This window comes from Psychromonas sp., assembly GCF_047632955.1.
Classification (GTDB): domain Bacteria; phylum Pseudomonadota; class Gammaproteobacteria; order Enterobacterales; family Psychromonadaceae; genus Psychromonas.
Genome location: NZ_JBLIED010000057.1, coordinates 1 through 17,334 on the forward strand (window position 1 = coordinate 1; position 17,334 = coordinate 17,334).

At 41.8% G+C, this 17,334-nt stretch carries 13 protein-coding genes and 2 pseudogenes; 10 read left to right on the forward strand and 5 right to left on the reverse strand.

The features are described from left to right. Window positions 1–191: pseudogene (locus ACJAZP_RS18535) on the forward strand (hypothetical protein); the annotation flags it as partial. Between the two features lie 66 nt (window positions 192–257). On the opposite strand, the gene ACJAZP_RS18540 reads toward ACJAZP_RS18535, so the two are convergent. Then, on the reverse strand, window positions 258–647 hold the full coding sequence (locus ACJAZP_RS18540; protein ID WP_415232234.1) for a SirB2 family protein: 390 nt from the start codon (window positions 645–647) through the stop codon (window positions 258–260). 297 nt (window positions 648–944) lie between these two features. Between ACJAZP_RS18540 and ACJAZP_RS18545 the strand changes: the two genes are divergently transcribed. Then, window positions 945–2,999 (forward strand): S9 family peptidase, encoded by a 2,055-nt coding sequence (locus tag ACJAZP_RS18545; protein ID WP_415232235.1) that lies wholly within the window; start codon window positions 945–947, stop codon window positions 2,997–2,999. A 176-nt stretch (window positions 3,000–3,175) separates the two neighbouring features. After that, window positions 3,176–3,775 (forward strand): DUF4202 domain-containing protein, encoded by a 600-nt coding sequence (locus tag ACJAZP_RS18550; protein WP_415232236.1) that lies wholly within the window; start codon window positions 3,176–3,178, stop codon window positions 3,773–3,775. 72 nt (window positions 3,776–3,847) lie between these two features. Here ACJAZP_RS18550 and ACJAZP_RS18555 read toward each other — a convergent pair whose 3' ends face one another. Continuing rightward, on the reverse strand, window positions 3,848–6,286 hold the full coding sequence (locus ACJAZP_RS18555) for a cation:proton antiporter (protein ID WP_415232237.1): 2,439 nt from the start codon (window positions 6,284–6,286) through the stop codon (window positions 3,848–3,850). A 247-nt stretch (window positions 6,287–6,533) separates the two neighbouring features. Further along, window positions 6,534–7,016, reverse strand: a complete 483-nt coding sequence (locus ACJAZP_RS18560; protein WP_415232238.1) for an RNA recognition motif domain-containing protein — start codon at window positions 7,014–7,016, stop codon at window positions 6,534–6,536. Window positions 7,017–7,792: 776 nt separating this feature from the next. Here ACJAZP_RS18560 and lepA point away from each other — a divergent pair. The 7 genes from lepA to ACJAZP_RS18595 all read left to right on the forward strand — a co-directional run bounded on the left by lepA (window position 7,793) and on the right by ACJAZP_RS18595 (window position 15,129). Continuing rightward, entirely contained in the window at window positions 7,793–9,589 is a 1,797-nt protein-coding gene (lepA, locus tag ACJAZP_RS18565) for a translation elongation factor 4 (protein WP_415232239.1), read from the forward strand. Between the two features lie 201 nt (window positions 9,590–9,790). Further along, window positions 9,791–10,696: a signal peptidase I gene (gene lepB / locus ACJAZP_RS18570; RefSeq protein WP_415232240.1), complete on the forward strand. Its 906-nt coding sequence runs from the start codon at window positions 9,791–9,793 to the stop codon at window positions 10,694–10,696. Then, window positions 10,693–11,379 (forward strand): ribonuclease III, encoded by a 687-nt coding sequence (gene rnc / locus ACJAZP_RS18575; RefSeq protein ID WP_415232241.1) that lies wholly within the window; start codon window positions 10,693–10,695, stop codon window positions 11,377–11,379. Before lepB ends, rnc begins: the two co-directional genes overlap by 4 nt. Continuing rightward, complete coding sequence (gene era, locus ACJAZP_RS18580) at window positions 11,379–12,281, forward strand: GTPase Era (protein WP_415232242.1); 903 nt, start codon at window positions 11,379–11,381, stop codon at window positions 12,279–12,281. The genes rnc and era overlap by 1 nt, the downstream gene beginning before the upstream one ends. A gap of 70 nt (window positions 12,282–12,351) precedes the next feature. After that, window positions 12,352–13,053: a DNA repair protein RecO gene (gene recO, locus ACJAZP_RS18585; RefSeq protein WP_415232243.1), complete on the forward strand. Its 702-nt coding sequence runs from the start codon at window positions 12,352–12,354 to the stop codon at window positions 13,051–13,053. An 18-nt stretch (window positions 13,054–13,071) separates the two neighbouring features. Continuing rightward, window positions 13,072–13,806: a pyridoxine 5'-phosphate synthase gene (pdxJ, locus tag ACJAZP_RS18590; protein WP_415232244.1), complete on the forward strand. Its 735-nt coding sequence runs from the start codon at window positions 13,072–13,074 to the stop codon at window positions 13,804–13,806. 96 nt (window positions 13,807–13,902) lie between these two features. Further along, the gene (locus tag ACJAZP_RS18595) at window positions 13,903–15,129 is read left to right on the forward strand and encodes an aminotransferase class V-fold PLP-dependent enzyme (RefSeq protein ID WP_415232245.1); all 1,227 of its coding nucleotides are present in this window, start codon (window positions 13,903–13,905) and stop codon (window positions 15,127–15,129) included. A gap of 149 nt (window positions 15,130–15,278) precedes the next feature. Here ACJAZP_RS18595 and ACJAZP_RS18600 read toward each other — a convergent pair whose 3' ends face one another. Both ACJAZP_RS18600 and ACJAZP_RS18605 read right to left on the reverse strand, forming a co-directional pair. After that, a complete protein-coding gene (locus tag ACJAZP_RS18600) occupies window positions 15,279–15,992 on the reverse strand; it encodes a GntR family transcriptional regulator (RefSeq protein ID WP_415232246.1) in 714 nt (237 codons plus the stop codon). Window positions 15,993–16,747: 755 nt separating this feature from the next. After that, window positions 16,748–17,334, reverse strand: a pseudogene (locus ACJAZP_RS18605) (hypothetical protein); the annotation flags it as partial.

The window sequence follows — 17,334 nt, forward strand, 5'->3', positions numbered from 1 at the left end:
AATTAAAGGAAGTTTTTGGAGGTGACAAACTTTCAGAATTTGCTGGAAATCTTGGTCTTGATCAGGAAAGTGCCGCTCAGGGATTAAGTAGCATATTACCAAAGCTTGTCGATCAAAGCAGCTCAGGTGGTGTACTGGATATGCTCGGTGGTGCGGCCGGTGCCATGGATTTTGCTAAAAAACTATTTTAATTTGGCTTGATCAGGCACCGATTGTTATCGCTGCTGAGAGGCCGAGGGTATAGCTGTTTTATCATCTTATATGACAGCTAACCAGGAGAGCACCTGGTGTGTTTTTGCAACGCCTAGAATATAAGTAAATATAAGTACGGCAATGATACTCGCCCATAAGCGAATCACTGCCGTTTTTCCTCGCTTAATAGCAATAGTACCTATCCCGATATAAAAAAGCAGCGCGATTAGTTTAGCCGTTAGCCAGGCATCAACAAAGGGATACTGCTTGATAGTTATCATTAATAAAACCGCAAAGAGCAGTAAAAAAGTATCAACCAGATGCGGTAATATTTTTACCAGTTTATGCTGCAATAAGGCAGATTCTGTTACCGATAAAGCTGAGCGTAAAATAAACAGGCTGATACTCAGGTAGGCCATTCCAACATGCAGATGTTTAACTAATAAATAATCCATTTAAGCGCCTGTAATGATTTTTTAAAGAAAAGAAAATTAATCGGGAAAAACAATCTGAAGATTGCCGGTAATAGTTGTTCATTTTTTATCTGAGCGTCTCTTCGATGGTAGAAGACCTTGATTTATAATAACTATATCATCAGTCTTGTGCCTGGAATAGTGACATTTATGATCTGCCTGCAGTTTTTTATAATCCTTCACTCGATAAGCGGAATCACTAGCGGATTCGAATAGCAACCTTTCCCCGAACTCCTCTCAATGCTAAGATCCTTACACTTTTAACAAGCAGAGAAGATCATGAATTTAAAACCTAAACTGTCCGCACCCCAAGCACTAAAGAAAACCCACATTCATGAAATTCATGGTGATTTACGTAAAGATGATTATTTTTGGTTGCGTGATGATGATCGCAAGGATCCTGAGATCATCGATTATTTGCAGCAGGAAAATGCCTTTACCGAACAGGAGATGAGCCCTCTAGCCGATCTGCAGGCCAAGTTGTATGACGAGATGGTGGCGCGGCAGGAGCCTGAGCTGCAGTCCGTTCCCTATTTTAAAAAGGGATTTTGGTATACTTCGCGCTATGATCAAGGCAAAGATTATCCGCTGCACAGCCGCAGAAAAGGCTCGATGGAGGCCCCGGAGCAGAGTCTGATAGACTGCAATGAGCGTGCGCAGGGACTTATGTATTACCAATTGGGTGATTTAAGCCTCTCAAGTAATTCTATGTTGATGGCATTTTCAGAAGATGTCGTCGGTCGCCGTCAATATACTCTGCGTTTTAAAAATCTTAAGACAGGTGAGCTGCTTAATGATCTTATTGAGAATGTTTCTGATGTGGTCTGGGCAAACGATAATCAAACCGTTTATTATGTTAAGCAGCATCCGGAAACCTTATTACCCTATCAGGTCTACCGTCATCAATTAGGCGCAAAGGTAAACGATGACGTATTAGTTTATGAAGAGCTGGATGATACCTTTTACGTGAGTATTGATAAAACACGTTCAGAGCAGTATCTGGTCATTGAAATTGACAGTACCACTACCTCAGAATGTTTAGTCCTGAATGCCGATCAGCCTATGGGAGAGTTTGTCTCATTTTTACCGCGCTCACGCGGCCATGAATACAGTATTGATCATTTCCAGGGGCAGTTTTATATTCGCACCAATAACAGCGGTAAAAACTTTGCTTTAAAAACCACCACCTCAGCAATCAACCACAGCACAGATGCCTGGAACACGCTTATTGAGGCGCGTAACGATGTGTTGCTGGAAGGTTATGAATTGATGCGGGAATGGTTAATTGTTGAAGAGCGCCAGGATGGTTTACCCATATTACGTCAAATTAATCATCAAAGCGGTGAATCCAAAACCTTAACCTTCAGTGATCCTGTTTATACGGTTTTCAGTCATTATAATCCCGAAGCAAATACGGCTAAATTTCGCTATCAATATACCTCCTTTACCACGCCCTCATCGGTTTATGAATTGGATTTAAACAGCGGTGAAACGGTTTTATTAAAACAAAGCCAGGTAATGGGCGAGTTTGAAAGTGGTGATTATAAAAGTGAACGTGTTTGGGTAACGGCCCGTGATGGTGTGCAGGTGCCGGTTTCTTTGGTTTATCGTAAAAACTTGTTTAACCATAAAAATCCAATACTGATTTATGCCTACGGCTCCTACGGGCATAGTTTAGATATTGGTTTTGATTCTTCAAATTTAAGCCTTTTGGATCGCGGTTTTGTGTATGCCGTTGCCCATGTTCGAGGTGGAGAAGAGTTGGGACGTTCTTGGTATGAGCTGGGCAAGTTGCTCAACAAACAAAATACTTTTAATGATTTTATTGATGTAACGAAGAGCTTGATAGAATCCGGCTACGCGGCAAAAGAGCAGGTCTTTGCGATGGGCGGCAGCGCCGGCGGATTATTGATTGGCGCAGTCGTTAATCAGGCACCGGAATTATATCAAGGCATGGTCGCTGCGGTGCCCTTTGTGGACATCGTCTCCACCATGTTGGATGAATCTATTCCGCTTACCACGGGAGAATATGATGAGTGGGGTAATCCGAATAACAAAAATTATTATCATTATATGCTTTCCTACAGCCCCTACGATCAGGTTAAAGCCGTCGACTACCCTAATATGTTGGTGACCACCGGTCTGCATGACTCGCAGGTGCAATATTGGGAGCCTGCCAAGTGGGTGGCTAAATTGCGCGCCTTAAAGACCGATCATAAGCAATTATTGTTATATACGGACATGGAAGCCGGGCATGGTGGTAAGTCAGGGCGCTTTAAACATTTTGAGGATACTGCCAGAGAATTTGCATTTATTATTTCTTTAGCGCAATAAAGGTTGCAAAATGACGTAATATATCAGCAAGTTGTGGAAAATTAACACTGCAACTTGAGATTATTTATAACTGGCCATCAAGGTCGATAGTCAGTTATTCTTCAAGCTAATAAATAGCGTCTTAAATCAATTTTACTAATTCTGAGTGTCCGCACACTCACTTCGGAGCTAATATTATGAGTCAACAAAATTTTGAGCAGGTCATCTCTTTAATCGATGCTGTAAACTGTGAAGATCCAAACAAGGAAAGTGCTGATAATAAAGAATGGCCAAAGGAGCATCTTTATTCGCTGCGTATGTCGAAGATGCTTGCTCGTTTTAAACCCGGCGCCGATGAGCTTTTAAAAATTGCCGTTCATGGGCAACATATTCAGCGCTGGAAATCATTACGCAGTGATTATCCTCTGGGTAAACAGGGGTATCACCAGTGGCGAACAAATCTTTATACTTTTCATGCTGAAAGTGTTGCAACCCTGATGGCAGAAGCCGGTTATGATGAAATGGCGCGTGATAGAGTCAAAAATGCCGTGGGTAAAAAATCCATTAAAATGAATCCCGACAGCCAGTTGCTTGAGGATGTTGCAAGTTTGGTTTTTTTAGAGTTTTACATGTTAAATTTTGCCGAAAAACATCCTGAATATCCGCAGGAAAAATGGATCAGTATCATCAGTAAAACCTGGAACAAAATGTCAGAGGAGGCGCATCAATTTGTCGTGGAGGGTAAGATAACCTTACCCGCATCTTTACTGCCATTAGTTCAGCAGGCCATCGCTTAACTCGTTTTGATCAATCTATCTTATTCCCTTGCAGAGCGATTCATTGTGGTCTGTGCAAGGGGGTAAGTGTTTTTAGCCCCGGTGGCTTTCGTGCTCCAGGTGGCTGGCAAACATTTCCCCAAGTTGTTTATCTTTTGCAATGATTTTTTTTAATGGTTCGATATTCAACCAGATAAGCTCCACCGGGGTAATTGCCTTTGCGCTGATATTAAAGCGATTGCTTAAAAGAGCATACACACCAATAATAGCGCCTGTTTCAACAATCTCTTCATGGGTACTGCTAATTAATACCACCTTGCCGTGTAAAAGCAATGCGATAGCGCTCGCATTTTTATTTTGACGGAAAATTAGCTCATCATTACTATAAATTTGTCGTATTGCCAAGTGACTGAGGAGAAACATACTTTTTTCTTTAACGCCTTTTGCCCATGGCATTAATGCTAACTGTTTACTGATTTCTTTGGGACTGATGTGATGCGGTGGTTGCGTCAGGTGTATTATTTTATACTCTATCTCCCTGGTCAGTTTTTTAGCTTCACTGTCGTTAAATACTCCCTGGTTGATTAAATCATTCAGATAAACACGCTCTAAATGTAGCAGCAACCTATGTGCTGCATAGGTTTCCAGACTGTAGGAGAGTTCCGGGAAATTATCTCTAATCTTTTCAATATATAAACGAGTCTGTTTTTTATTGTTCTCAATCTCCTGCTCCACTACTTGCCTGTCCTGCTCCGAAGGCGACAGTGACTGGAGATGTTTTTGTATCTCTTCCTGGCCTTGAATAAAACCGCGGGCAGTATCATAACTGAGTGATAAGCGTTCAAATGAAAGGTCCACAACAAGATAATTTACAAAGGGAATGTGATAAAACCATCGTATATAAGCGGGGGTTTTCCAGGAATCAAAAAGTGTCTTACGTGGCGAAATTTCTGCGTTACCGTCTAAGGCAAATTCAACCGCCGTGACCAAGTGTTTGGTTGCCTGTGCGGTTAAGGATCCCTGGCTGAATTGTGACCAGTAAAATTGTCTTTCAGTTTCTAATAAACGGCGCCTGAAAGCGACCAGAAAATCGGCTTCCAGCAGCGGACTGACGGGTTGAGCATCATTGCGTGGTTTGCTTAAGCTTTTCCAGTCGGCGCGCTGCAAAAATTCGTGTTGCTGCAATAATACCAAGTCATTTGCTAAATGTTGTTGAATGCTCTGCTGCGCTTTTATCAGACTGGCCTGTTTCGCTTCGGATAATTTATCTAACCCAAAATAGCGCAATAACAGGCTCATGCTGCTGGCGTTAATGACGATGGTTAATACCACAATACCCGCGGTTAAAAATAAAATTTGATCTCCCAGTTCCTTGGCTAAAAAATTATCCTGAGCAATGATCAGTGCCAAGGCTAAAGAGACCGCGCCGCGCAGACCCCCCCAGATAACAACGATTGCTTTGTTTTTATTAATACCTGCGTCTTTTAAGATCGGCATAAAAGTAAACACCATCAGCGCGCGTATAATTTGAATGCCAAGGTATAAACCCGCTAAAGTGGCCCACCACTCCCAGTTGTCCAAACGAATGCGCGAGGCGATAATAATACCGACTAAAATAAAAATAAGGGTATTAGCAATATGTGCCATCATTTGCCAAAAGTGATGTAAAAAAACCGTGACTTCAGGTGAAATTCGCGTGCGGCCTACGCTGGCAACCAGCAACCCCAGGCTCACCACCGCCACAACACCGGAAACATCAAATATATTTTCGGCAATAAAATAGGCAATATAAGCGGCTGAAATAGTGAGGGTGATTTCAATGATTGCCTGATTAAATAAACGCCCGATCCAAAATAAAAACACCGCACCAACCGCCAGACCGATAAGCAAGCCTAACAATACCACCGAGATAAAACTGCCGGATATTGCCATAATATTCAAATTAGCTTGCCCTCCTGAGGTTAATAAGCCATAAAACAGGCTGAAAAATACAATGGCGGTGCCGTCGTTTAATAATGATTCTCCTTCAATTAGAGTTTCCAAGCGTTTACGTGAACTGATTTCTTTTAACAGCGAGACAACGGCAACGGGATCCGTGGCACTGATCAGAGCGCCAAATAAAAAGCACACCGTCCATGACCATTGCCAGGGGAAAAGATAGAAAGTGAAAACCGCCGTTAGCAGGGTGGAGAGAATCAACCCGGGAACGGCTAAGACCATAATCTGCTTGCTGATACGCTTAAACAGATGGGGATCCATGGAAAATGCGGATTCAAAAATCAGCGTGGGTAAAAATAACAGCAGGATAAGGTGCGGATCAACCTCTGCCAAATTTGTGAGGGCACTCTTTAACCCCGGAAAATTGGCCTGTATCTGTGCTGTACGTCCAAAGAAACCAAGGCTTAAACCTGCCAGCAGTAAAATAACGCAGTAGGGGGAGCTGAGTGTTTTGGAAACGGATTTTATCAACGCACCAAACAGTAAAGATAAAATCACAAATATCACAATTAAGACACTGCTGTCTAAATGCATATCTAACTCCTCAATCTAAAAGTGGTGTGTGCACCTAAATTACTTGAAGGTGCGGGACTCAGCAAGACAAGCAATGAGGGAATTCCGGACAGAATGCGGATTACTGCTAACAACCAAGGGGATTTATCCGGGCATTCGGGGAATCAGTCCAGCTCACAAGTACATCTATTATTATCGGTAGCGGCAAAAAGACTTAAAAAAAACGCTCCGAAGAGCGTTTTGAATTTTACTTTAGTTTAATTTGAAATTAAAGAGATTGATCTGATTCTGGTGTAGGTTCTGCTTGAGGAGTACGTTCATTTGCTTCGCGAACTTTTAAAGAACGTTCCTGAAACTCAAATTCATTCAATGCGTTAATTGCATTTTTAGCATCTTTTTCAGGCATTTCCACAAAACCAAAACCGCGACGTTTGCCGGTGTGTTTGTCTTTCATTAGACGTACTGAAATAACCTGACCATGCTCAGAAAAAAGAGACCGTATCGCCATTTCATTTGCCCGGTAAGGTAAGTTACCGACGTAAAGAGTGGTGGTGGTAAAATCAGCTTCACTTACCTCTTTTTTGGGACTAACTGATTTTTTTGTTCCGATAAATTGAACCGCTATTCCGCTGGCTAATGCGCCAATTGCGAATAAAAATGCGCCGTCAATGGTTAACCCGGATAGTTTAATCACAGCAAAACCAACAATCGCAATGACGATCGAAAGCAACACGGATGTGTTTGATTTCATAATAAAATAACCTCAAAGATAAATAGAAAAAATAATGAGTATGTATATACCAATTGTTTAAATTAAGTTGTAGCTTATCAAAAATTGCGCTCCGATTTAAGATCCGCTTAGTTGATCATAGCCGCACATCTAAATTGGATTGTTCACAGAAGCGCGTAGCCGGTATCACTTAGTTTGATTGGTAAACTTTTTTTGATGTTGTTGACCTGACGAAAATGCTTTATTTTCGGCCCGCAACCATCCTTAAAAAAGCAATCACATTGTAAGCTAAATTTAACAATTAAGTTAATTCTTTAACAATATTAGATTTTAATTTGATAACTGTAGTGCCGTTTTGTGAAATGGAACACGCTGGCAATGACCTACTGGCAGTTAAAGACTGATTATATTGTCTAAAAACAATATGTTGTTCATTAACAGCTCAAAACATTTTTTATCTTAAAGTGCCTTTTTCAGGAACAGACTAAGACTATTATAAGGCGCTGAACGGCTTTAAAAGCAAAGCTTAAACTGAGTGGAAGGGTCGATTAATCGCGCCGTCAGTTTTTAAAACGGCTCATTTTCTTGGCTATTGTTAATGTCAATAATAGGTTTTTTTTTCGTTGCCCGGCAGGGTGCTATAAAGATAGCGATTGTAGGATAAATTCGATAGAATGCACGGCAATATATAGCCAAACGACTTATCAATGCGGATTAGCGTATTTTTAGATGTTGTCGCGCTAAGCACGGCATGAGCGAAACAGCTAGCATGCAACTAAAGAGGTATTTAAGGCTTCATGAAAAATATTCGTAACTTTTCGATCATCGCCCATATCGACCACGGTAAGTCGACTCTTTCAGATCGTTTAATCAGTACCTGTGGCGGCTTAAGTGACCGGGAAATGGCGTCTCAAGTGTTAGATTCAATGGATATTGAGCGCGAACGTGGTATTACCATCAAAGCGCAAAGCGTGACCTTAGATTACCATGCAAAAGACGGTCAAACCTATCAGCTTAACTTTATCGACACTCCCGGACACGTTGATTTCTCCTATGAAGTATCGCGCTCATTAGCCGCCTGTGAAGGGGCTTTATTGGTGGTTGATGCGGGGCAGGGTGTTGAAGCGCAAACATTGGCTAACTGTTATACCGCAATGGAAATGAATTTAGAAGTGGTGCCGATTTTAAATAAAATCGATCTACCCGCCGCGGATCCTGAGCGTGTGGCAGAAGAGATTGAAGATATTATTGGTATTGATGCGGCAGATGCGGTGCGTTGTTCTGCAAAAACCGGCGTCGGCATTGATCTGGTTCTGGAAGAAATTGTTCGTTGTATTCCGCCTCCTGAGGGTGATTTAAACGGGCCGCTGCAGGCATTGATCATCGACTCATGGTTTGATAACTATCAGGGTGTTGTTTCATTAGTACGTGTTATGCATGGACAGATTAAAGTGGGCGATCGCATGAAAGTGATGTCTACGGGTCAGGTTAATCCGGTTGCTAAAGTGGGTTACTTTACACCAAAACAAAAAGAAACCGGCATTCTAAAAGCGGGTGAAGTGGGTTATATTATTGCCGGGATTAAAGATATTTTAGGTGCCCCCGTCGGTGATACTTTAACCATTTCAGGCCATGAGGCCGCGAGCGCATTACCCGGTTTTAAACGTGCTAAACCTCAGGTTTATGCAGGGCTATTTCCGGTCAGTACCGATGATTACGAAAACTTTCGCGATGCATTAGCGAAGTTAAGTATTAATGATGCTTCACTCTTTTATGAACCGGAAAACTCCTCGGCGTTAGGTTTTGGTTTCCGTTGTGGTTTCCTCGGTTTACTGCACATGGAAATCATTCAGGAACGTTTGGAGCGTGAATACGACCTGGATCTTATTACCACTGCGCCAACGGTTGTTTATGAAGTTGAAACAATCCGCGGTGAGATATCGCACATTGATAGCCCCGCTAAGTTCCCGGCGGTTAATGATATTGCCGAGATTCGTGAGCCGATTGCGGAATGTAATATTTTAGTGCCGCAGGAATACCTGGGTAATGTTATCACCCTGTGTATCCTTAAACGGGGTGTGCAGACTAAAATGGTGTATCACGGTAAGCAGGTGGCGTTAACTTATAATATTCCCATGGGCGAAGTTGTAATGGACTTTTTTGACCGTTTGAAGTCAACCAGTCGCGGTTATGCATCCCTTGAGTATAATTTTATTAAGTTTGAAGCTTCAGATATGGTTCGTGTTGATGTCTTAATCAACGGCGATCGTGTTGATGCGCTAGCGTTAATTACGCATCGTGCAAACTCTGAAAACTACGGCCGTGATCTGGTCGATAAAATGAAAGAGCTCATTCCTCGTCAAATGTTCAATATTGCATTACAAGCTGCGATTGGAAGTAAGATTATTGCCCGTTCAACGGTTAAACAGTTGACTAAAAATGTATTGGCAAAATGTTACGGTGGTGATATCAGTCGTAAGAAAAAATTATTGAAAAAGCAAAAAGAGGGTAAAAAGCGCATGAAATCTGTGGGTAACGTAGATATACCGCAGGAAGCCTTTCTGGCTGTTCTGCACATAGGTAAAGACAAATAATTGCATTTTTCAACAGGGCAATAAAAGTACAATGCGCCGGTTTTTAACCTGCGCATTTTTGTTTTTTTTAAATAGCCAATCGTTGCTAACACTACGATTTACTTACTAGTCATATTAGTTAAACCGATATTGAAGTATGCAATTCAATTATGTCCGCTTAAATAATGTGATTTCGACATAACAATTATTATAGGAATTAACATGGCCAACACATTTGCACTTATTTTAGTTATTGCAACCTTTGTAACCGGTATTATCTGGGTTATTGACAAAATCAAATGGGGACCTGCACGGCGTGCCGCTCGCAAGGCCGCACAGGATAAAGCCTCCGTTGAACTTGAAGAAGAGGTGCTGGCGACCATTCATCAGGAAAATGTGCTGGTTGAAAATGCCCGTTCACTTTTTCCGGTGATCGCCGTGGTTTTCATACTGCGTTCGTTTATTTATGAGCCCTTTCAAATACCATCGGGATCCATGATGCCGACGCTTTTAGTGGGTGATTTTATTCTGGTGGAAAAATTTTCCTACGGTGTCAAAGAGCCGATATGGCAAAATACCTTAATTCCCATGGGTAAGGTAAAACGCGGTGATGTGGCCGTCTTTAAATACCCTGAAGATATTCGCGTTGATTTTATTAAACGTGTTGTCGGCTTACCTGGGGATCATATTGTATATAAAGATAAAAAGGTCTATTTATGCGAAAGCGAGCCCTGTGCTTCATACAAAGCGTTGGATATGAGCTATATCGGTGAGCAGGAATTTCCAGAAGAAGCAAATAAAGTGCAGGTTTACAACGAAATGTTAGGCGAAGTAGCACACCGTATCCTGATTAATCCGATGCGCAGCGATCAACCTTCCCGTTATTACCAGCAGCCCGGGACTGTCGCCTATGAGTGGATAGTACCGAAGGGGCATTATTTTATGATGGGTGATAACCGAGATAACAGCAAAGACAGCCGTTACTGGGGATTTGTGCCGGAGCAAAACTTAGTCGGTAAAGCCGTCGCAATTTGGATTAGTTTTGAATTTTACCGTGACAGCAGCAGTATTCTACCTGCTTGGATTCCAAGTGGTGTTCGTTTTAACCGAATCGGTGGCATACAATGATTATTAAAGATGCTGAATTGAAACGTTTAGAAAAACGTATTGGTTATAAATTTTCGGATTTTTCACTGTTTCAACAGGCGTTAACCCATCGCAGTGCATTGGGTAATCATAATGAACGTCTGGAGTTTTTAGGTGACTCTATTCTCAGTTATGCTATTTCAACGGATCTTTATGCGCGCTTTCCAAAAGTCGATGAAGGTGACCTAAGCCGCATGCGGGCAACCTTGGTTTGCGGAAAAATGCTCGCTGAAATCGGACGAGAATTTCAACTCGGTGATTGTTTGATTTTAGGACCTGGCGAATTAAAAAGCGGTGGTTTTCGACGTGATTCGATTATCGCCGATGGTGTAGAAGCGATTATCGGTGCTGCATTTTTAGATTCCGATATTGATAACGCTAAAAGACTCATTTTAAAATGGTTTGACAGTCGTTTAAATACCATTGAACCCGGTATTAGCCAAAAGGATCCTAAAACCCGTCTGCAGGAGCATTTGCAGTCTCGTAAACAGCCTTTGCCAATTTATGAAGTGCTGGAAATCAAAGGGGAAGCGCATAATCAGCGTTTTACCATGAGCTGTTCGATCAACGGCCTGAAATCAGTACAAGGCCAGGGCACCAGTCGTCGTAAAGCAGAACAGATAGCGGCGAATAAAATGTTAGATTCTTTATTAGGAGCAAAATAATGACTCAAAAATGTGGATTAGTGGCAATAGTGGGTCGTCCTAATGTCGGTAAATCAACCCTTATTAATGCCCTGTTAGGGCAAAAAGTAAGTATCACATCGCGTAAAGCGCAAACTACCCGTCACCGCATTTTAGGTATCGATACCGAAGGTGATTACCAAACCATCTTTGTTGATACGCCGGGCCTTCATATCGAAGAGAAACGTGCGATTAACCGCTTAATGAACCGCGCCGCATCAAGTTCAATCAATGATGTTGAAATGGTTATTTTTGTTGTTGAAGGCACCAACTGGAATGAAGATGATGAAATGGTACTGAGTAAATTTAAGTACCTGACATGTCCGGTTATTTTAGCGGTTAATAAAATTGATAACGTCGAAGACAAAGAGTTATTACTGCCGCATTTAGAAGCCCTGGGCAAACGTTATAACTTTAAACATATTTTACCTATGTCGGCTAAAAAGGGTGATAATATAGAAAAAATTCGCACCTGGGCAAAAGAAATATTGCCGGAATCGGAGCATTATTTCCCTGAAGACTACATCACCGACCGTTCATCTCGCTTTATGGCCTCAGAAATTGTCCGTGAAAAATTAATGCGCTTTTTAGGTGATGAACTGCCTTATTCTGTCACCGTAGAAATTGAGCAGTTTAAGCATCAGGCAAATGGTATTTTACATATCAATGCGTTGATTTTAGTTGAACGTGAAGGCCAAAAACGCATGGTTATCGGTAATAAAGGCGAAAAACTCAAAGCGATAGGCAAACAAGCGCGTATTGACATGGAAGAATTATTTGATTCAAAAGTCTTTCTAGAAATTTGGGTCAAAGTTAAATCGGGTTGGGCCGATGATGATCGCGCCCTGCGCAGTTTAGGTTACGGCGATGATTATAACGGTTAGTCAGCTTCGGGCTGACTGCCGACAGCTGACAGCTCATAGCCCGCAGCTTTCAGCTTTCTGAGGTTATTGAATGTCCATTGAGTGCCACAATGCTTTTATCTTACATAGACGTCCTTATCGGGAAACCAGTCAGTTAATTGACCTTTTCTGTCAGGATGTTGGCAAAGTAAGCCTGGTTTATAAAGGCGGACGCAGCAGTACGCGTATGAAGCGTGGCACGGCGCAACCCTTCACCCTGTTACAGGTCAGTTATTTTGGTCGCGGCAGTTTAAAAACAGTTAAATCCTTTGAAGCGCAAACTCAGGTTGTTCCCTTAGCCGGGCAACGACTTTTCCTGGCGATGTATATCAATGAATTATTGTATCGTTTATTGCAGGCGGAAACGGCCTGCGATGGTTTATTTGAGTGTTATCAGCAAACATTATTAGCCATTGCCGGCGCTGAGGATCCGCAAATAGCATTGCGTCTTTTTGAGTTGACCCTCATTGAAACATTAGGTTACGGGGTTAATTTTACTGAAGATATTTACAGCGGCGAATTAATTGAAAGCGGCTATGAATACCAATACCAGCATCAGGCGGGTTTTTTTGCCAAACAAGCCATTCATAAAAAACATGACGTTTATAGCGGCCAGGATATACTTGCACTCGCACAGCGTGATTTTTCAAATCAGAATGTCTTAAAATCCGCAAAACGATTTTGCCGGCAAGCATTAGCCAATCTTTTAGGTGGCAAACCCTTACACAGCCGAGCACTCTTTACGGCTAAATAAAAAAAGGACAATTTTTTAATGAGCAAGATTTTACTTGGCGTTAATATCGATCATATCGCAACATTACGTAATGCTCGCGGTACTTGTTTTCCAGAGCCTGCACATTTAGCCGCTATTGCCGAATGCTCCGGGGCCGATGGTATCACTGTTCATCTGCGTGAAGATCGCCGCCATATTAATGACCGTGATGTCGCCGTGCTTGCACAAACGCTGCAGACACGGATGAACCTGGAAATGGCCGTGACCGATGAGATGGTTGAGATTGCGCTGAAAACCAAACCCTCCTTTGTTTGCCTGGTACCGGAAAAACGTCAAGAGTTGACCACCGAAGGCGGATTAAATGTGGTTGCTTCCTTTTCTAAAATCGCATCTGCCGTAAGCCGCTTAAATGCCGCCTCTATTCAGGTATCATTATTTATCGATCCGGAAATGGATCAAATTGATGCCGCAGTTAAAACCGGTGCTGCTTATATCGAGCTGCACACCGGGAAATATGCCGATGCACCGTCTGAAGAGATTCAGCAGTTGGAGTTAATGCGTGTCACAAAAGCGGCAACTTATGCCCATCAAGCGGGTTTAAAAGTCAATGCAGGCCACGGTTTGAACTATCATAATGTTAAACCTATTGCCGCGTTACCCGAGATTATCGAACTTAATATCGGACATGCCATTGTTGCCCGTGCGGTTGTTGATGGTTTTGCCTCTGCCGTTGCGGAAATGAAACGTCTGATGGTTGAAGGACGTAACGACTAAATCTAATTACAGCAATTTCAATAAAAGCGCGGAAGACTATTAGAGCTTGTCATCGAATGGCTATTTTTTGTTACGGAATTAAAAGGTGGAATAATTTTGCCAAACTCTTCTTTTTGTGTTTATCAGATACGTCAACATTTTCCGATCTTAAATCAAACGATTAATGAACATCCTTTGATTTATTTAGATAATGCTGCCACAACACAAAAACCTCAGGCGATGGTGGATGCCGTTGCTGCGTATTATCTGCACGATAATGCTAATGTGCATCGTGCCAGCCATCACCTGAGCCTGCGCGCGACGGGCGCATTTGAGGCCGTTAGAGAAACCGTAAAAACCTTCATTAATGCCGAAAGCATCAAAGAAATTATCTGGACAAAAGGCACCACGGAAGGCCTTAATTTATTAGCTAATGTCTTATCTAAAGGCTTACAGACCGGTGATGAAGTCATTATCAGTGCACTGGAGCACCACGCGAATATCGTGCCCTGGCAAATGCTGGTGGAATCCCATGGTATTGTTTTAAAAATAATTCCATTAACCGCTCAGCATGATTTAGACTTAGAAGCTTATCAGAGTTTATTAAGTGAAAAGACCAAAATTGTCTCTGTTACCCACATCTCCAATGCGTTGGGCGTTATTAACCCCATCAAAGAGATGGTCCGGCTTGCTCATCAGGTTGGCGCTCAGTTTATTATTGACGGTGCGCAGGCGGTTGGGCATCAAACCGTTGATGTCCAAGATCTCGATTGTGATTATTATGTTTTTTCGGCGCATAAATTATTTGCACCAACCGGGGTTGGTGTTTTATACGGCAAGCAGCATCTGTTAGAAGCCTTACCTCCCTGGCAGGGCGGAGGAGAGATGATTAAAACCGTGAGTTTTGAAAAAAGCACTTTTAATCAATTACCTTTTAAGTTTGAAGCGGGTACCCCCAATATTTCCGGTGTAATAGGACTGGGAGCGGCCATTGATTTTCTGCGTGCTTTTAACCGCCAGGATTTGATTGACCATGAGCAATCATTATTAACTTACACCGAAAAAGCGTTATCGGAAATTCCCGCAATAAGCGTTTTTAATCCGGGCGGGATTAAATCCGGTGCGCTCAGTTTTGCGGTTCAAGGTGAGCACCCTAGCGACATTGCAATGTTATTAGATGCACAGGGCATTGCGGTACGCAGTGGTGCGCATTGTGCGATGCCTTTGATGGCAGAGCTTAATTGCATCGGCACCGTAAGAGTCTCATTTTCAATGTATAATACCCTTGAAGAAGCTGAGCGTTTTATTGAAGCATTGGGGAAAATATTGGAGATGTTAAAATAAGTTGTTATAGCCGCATTGATTGATGCGGCATATTTTTTACTTTTCTTCTCGCCCGTTATGCAGTTCCTCTTCCTTCCCAATTATTCTCACTCAAAAAAATCCTTAGCAATGAAGTTTGCCAGGAAAATTAATGGCGTTTGGCAACTAAATTAATGTCTTTTGGCAACGAGGGTAAATTTATAATCGCTTGGTTTAAAATAGTTACGACTGTATTCAAAAACCGTATTGTCCTGTAAATAACTGCGCGTACGCTTCTCAATAATGGGCAGGCTAGGATCGATACCAAGTAATGCTGATACTTCCGCGGACGGCAGAATAGGTATTATCTCCTGTTCGCTGCGGTCAATGGTTAAGCCTTTGGTTTTTTCAATATACTCATATTTGGAATTTTGCATCACCTGATAGGTTAAATCAGGGAAAAGCGCTAATGGCATCCACGTTTCTTCAACCGTGATCGGATTGTCTTCAATATATCGCACTCGTTTAATGTAGAAAATACGGTCATTTTCATTAATATTAAGATTTTCAGCCATCAGGATACTTGGCTTGGTAATTTCAAAAATAATAACATCACTGTGAGTGGCGACATTAAGGTGAGTCCATTTTTCTTTAAAACTGGACTGCTGATAAATGTTGTAGTTGACTTTGTTTTCTTTGACGTAGGTACCGCTACCCTGAACACTTTCCAGTTCGTCATTTTCAATCAGTAACTTCAGCGCCTGCCGAATAGTTACCCGGCTTACTGAAAATTCTTCGCGCAGTTCAGCTTCAGTGGGAATAACTTCCCCCACTTTATAATCGCCGCTATTTATTTTTGTACGAATTGTATCTGCAATTTGGCGGTACAGTGAAATTTTTGCCATCTTGATTCTCTTGTCTCTTTATCAGTGCACAACTATGCACTGTAATAAATAGGTTCTATAAATGATGCTATAGATGTTTATGTTTCAATAAATTGTATTATCACTTCTTGTTCATTTGTATCATAAGGGGCGGACATTAGCCATGCAAAACGTCTGTTAAATAGACGTTTCCAGAAGATTTACACTTAAAATATAAATATTACAACCTTTGTCAATAAAGCGCTTGCAGCACCGCAAAAAAAGGGACATCCACGGACTTAAAAAATTAACTTATTGATTTAATTTTGGTAAATATATAGATATCCTACCTTACTGTGACGTGTCTCGCCATTTTATTGCCTCTGCGCGGCAAAAGAATTTAGCTTTTTTTTGTTGCGGAATCTTTTGAGCCTCTCTACTCTAAGCGAACCGGAAATGCATTAATAAGCAGTGATCCCTTTGCTCATGCCTCTTTAATATTGATGCTTATATAAACACCGGCCATATCTGTACTCTTGCAAAGTTTATGATTCACTTGTTGTTCCAAATGTTTCAAGAAAAATTTGGTCAACAAAATAAAACAAGATAAAACAAGATAAAACTAAATAAAGAAATCGGAGTTTGGGCTGAAAAGAAACACGACCATCAAGCTCGCAATCGAAGCGCTGAGAAAGTTGCTGCACTGCCGATTTTTTTACTTTATCAAAAAGCTAAAAGCAAAAAAGAGATGTCTTTCAACATCTCTTTTTAATCTTCGGATTTAAGTAAGTTTATACTTAAACTGTTTTTCTTTTTCTCAACATCTTAATCGCGACGGTGAGCGTCATTGACACTGCGACACCGATTACAAAGTATGCCAACCATGCCAGAGGTTCGCTAATAACCGGCAGCATAAATACCGCGCCACCTGCAATGGTACCGATCTGGATTTTAGATGAAAGAATAAGCGCTGCTGCAATACCACCACCAATCATGTGTGCTGGAATGATACTGATTGGATCTTTAACAGCGTAAGGTATTGCACCTTCTGTGATACCGCAGAAACCTAAGATACCTGTAGATGGACCTGCAAGACGGTCTTCTTCGTCGAACAGTTTAGGGAATACAAAGGTCATGATACCAAGCGACATACCCGGAATACATTTAGCGGCTGTAAAGGCTGCGTAGAACTCGGTATTACCGTTAGCACCGGCACCGATACAGAAGAGGTAAGCGGCTTTGTTAACCGGACCACCCATATCAAGGTTAGACATACAGCCCAGGATGAAACCCAGGATAAGTAAGTTCGAACCGCTCATTGCGTTTAACCAAAAAGACAATGAAGTATTGAGGAATGCAAAGAACTTACCAGGGCCAACAAGCA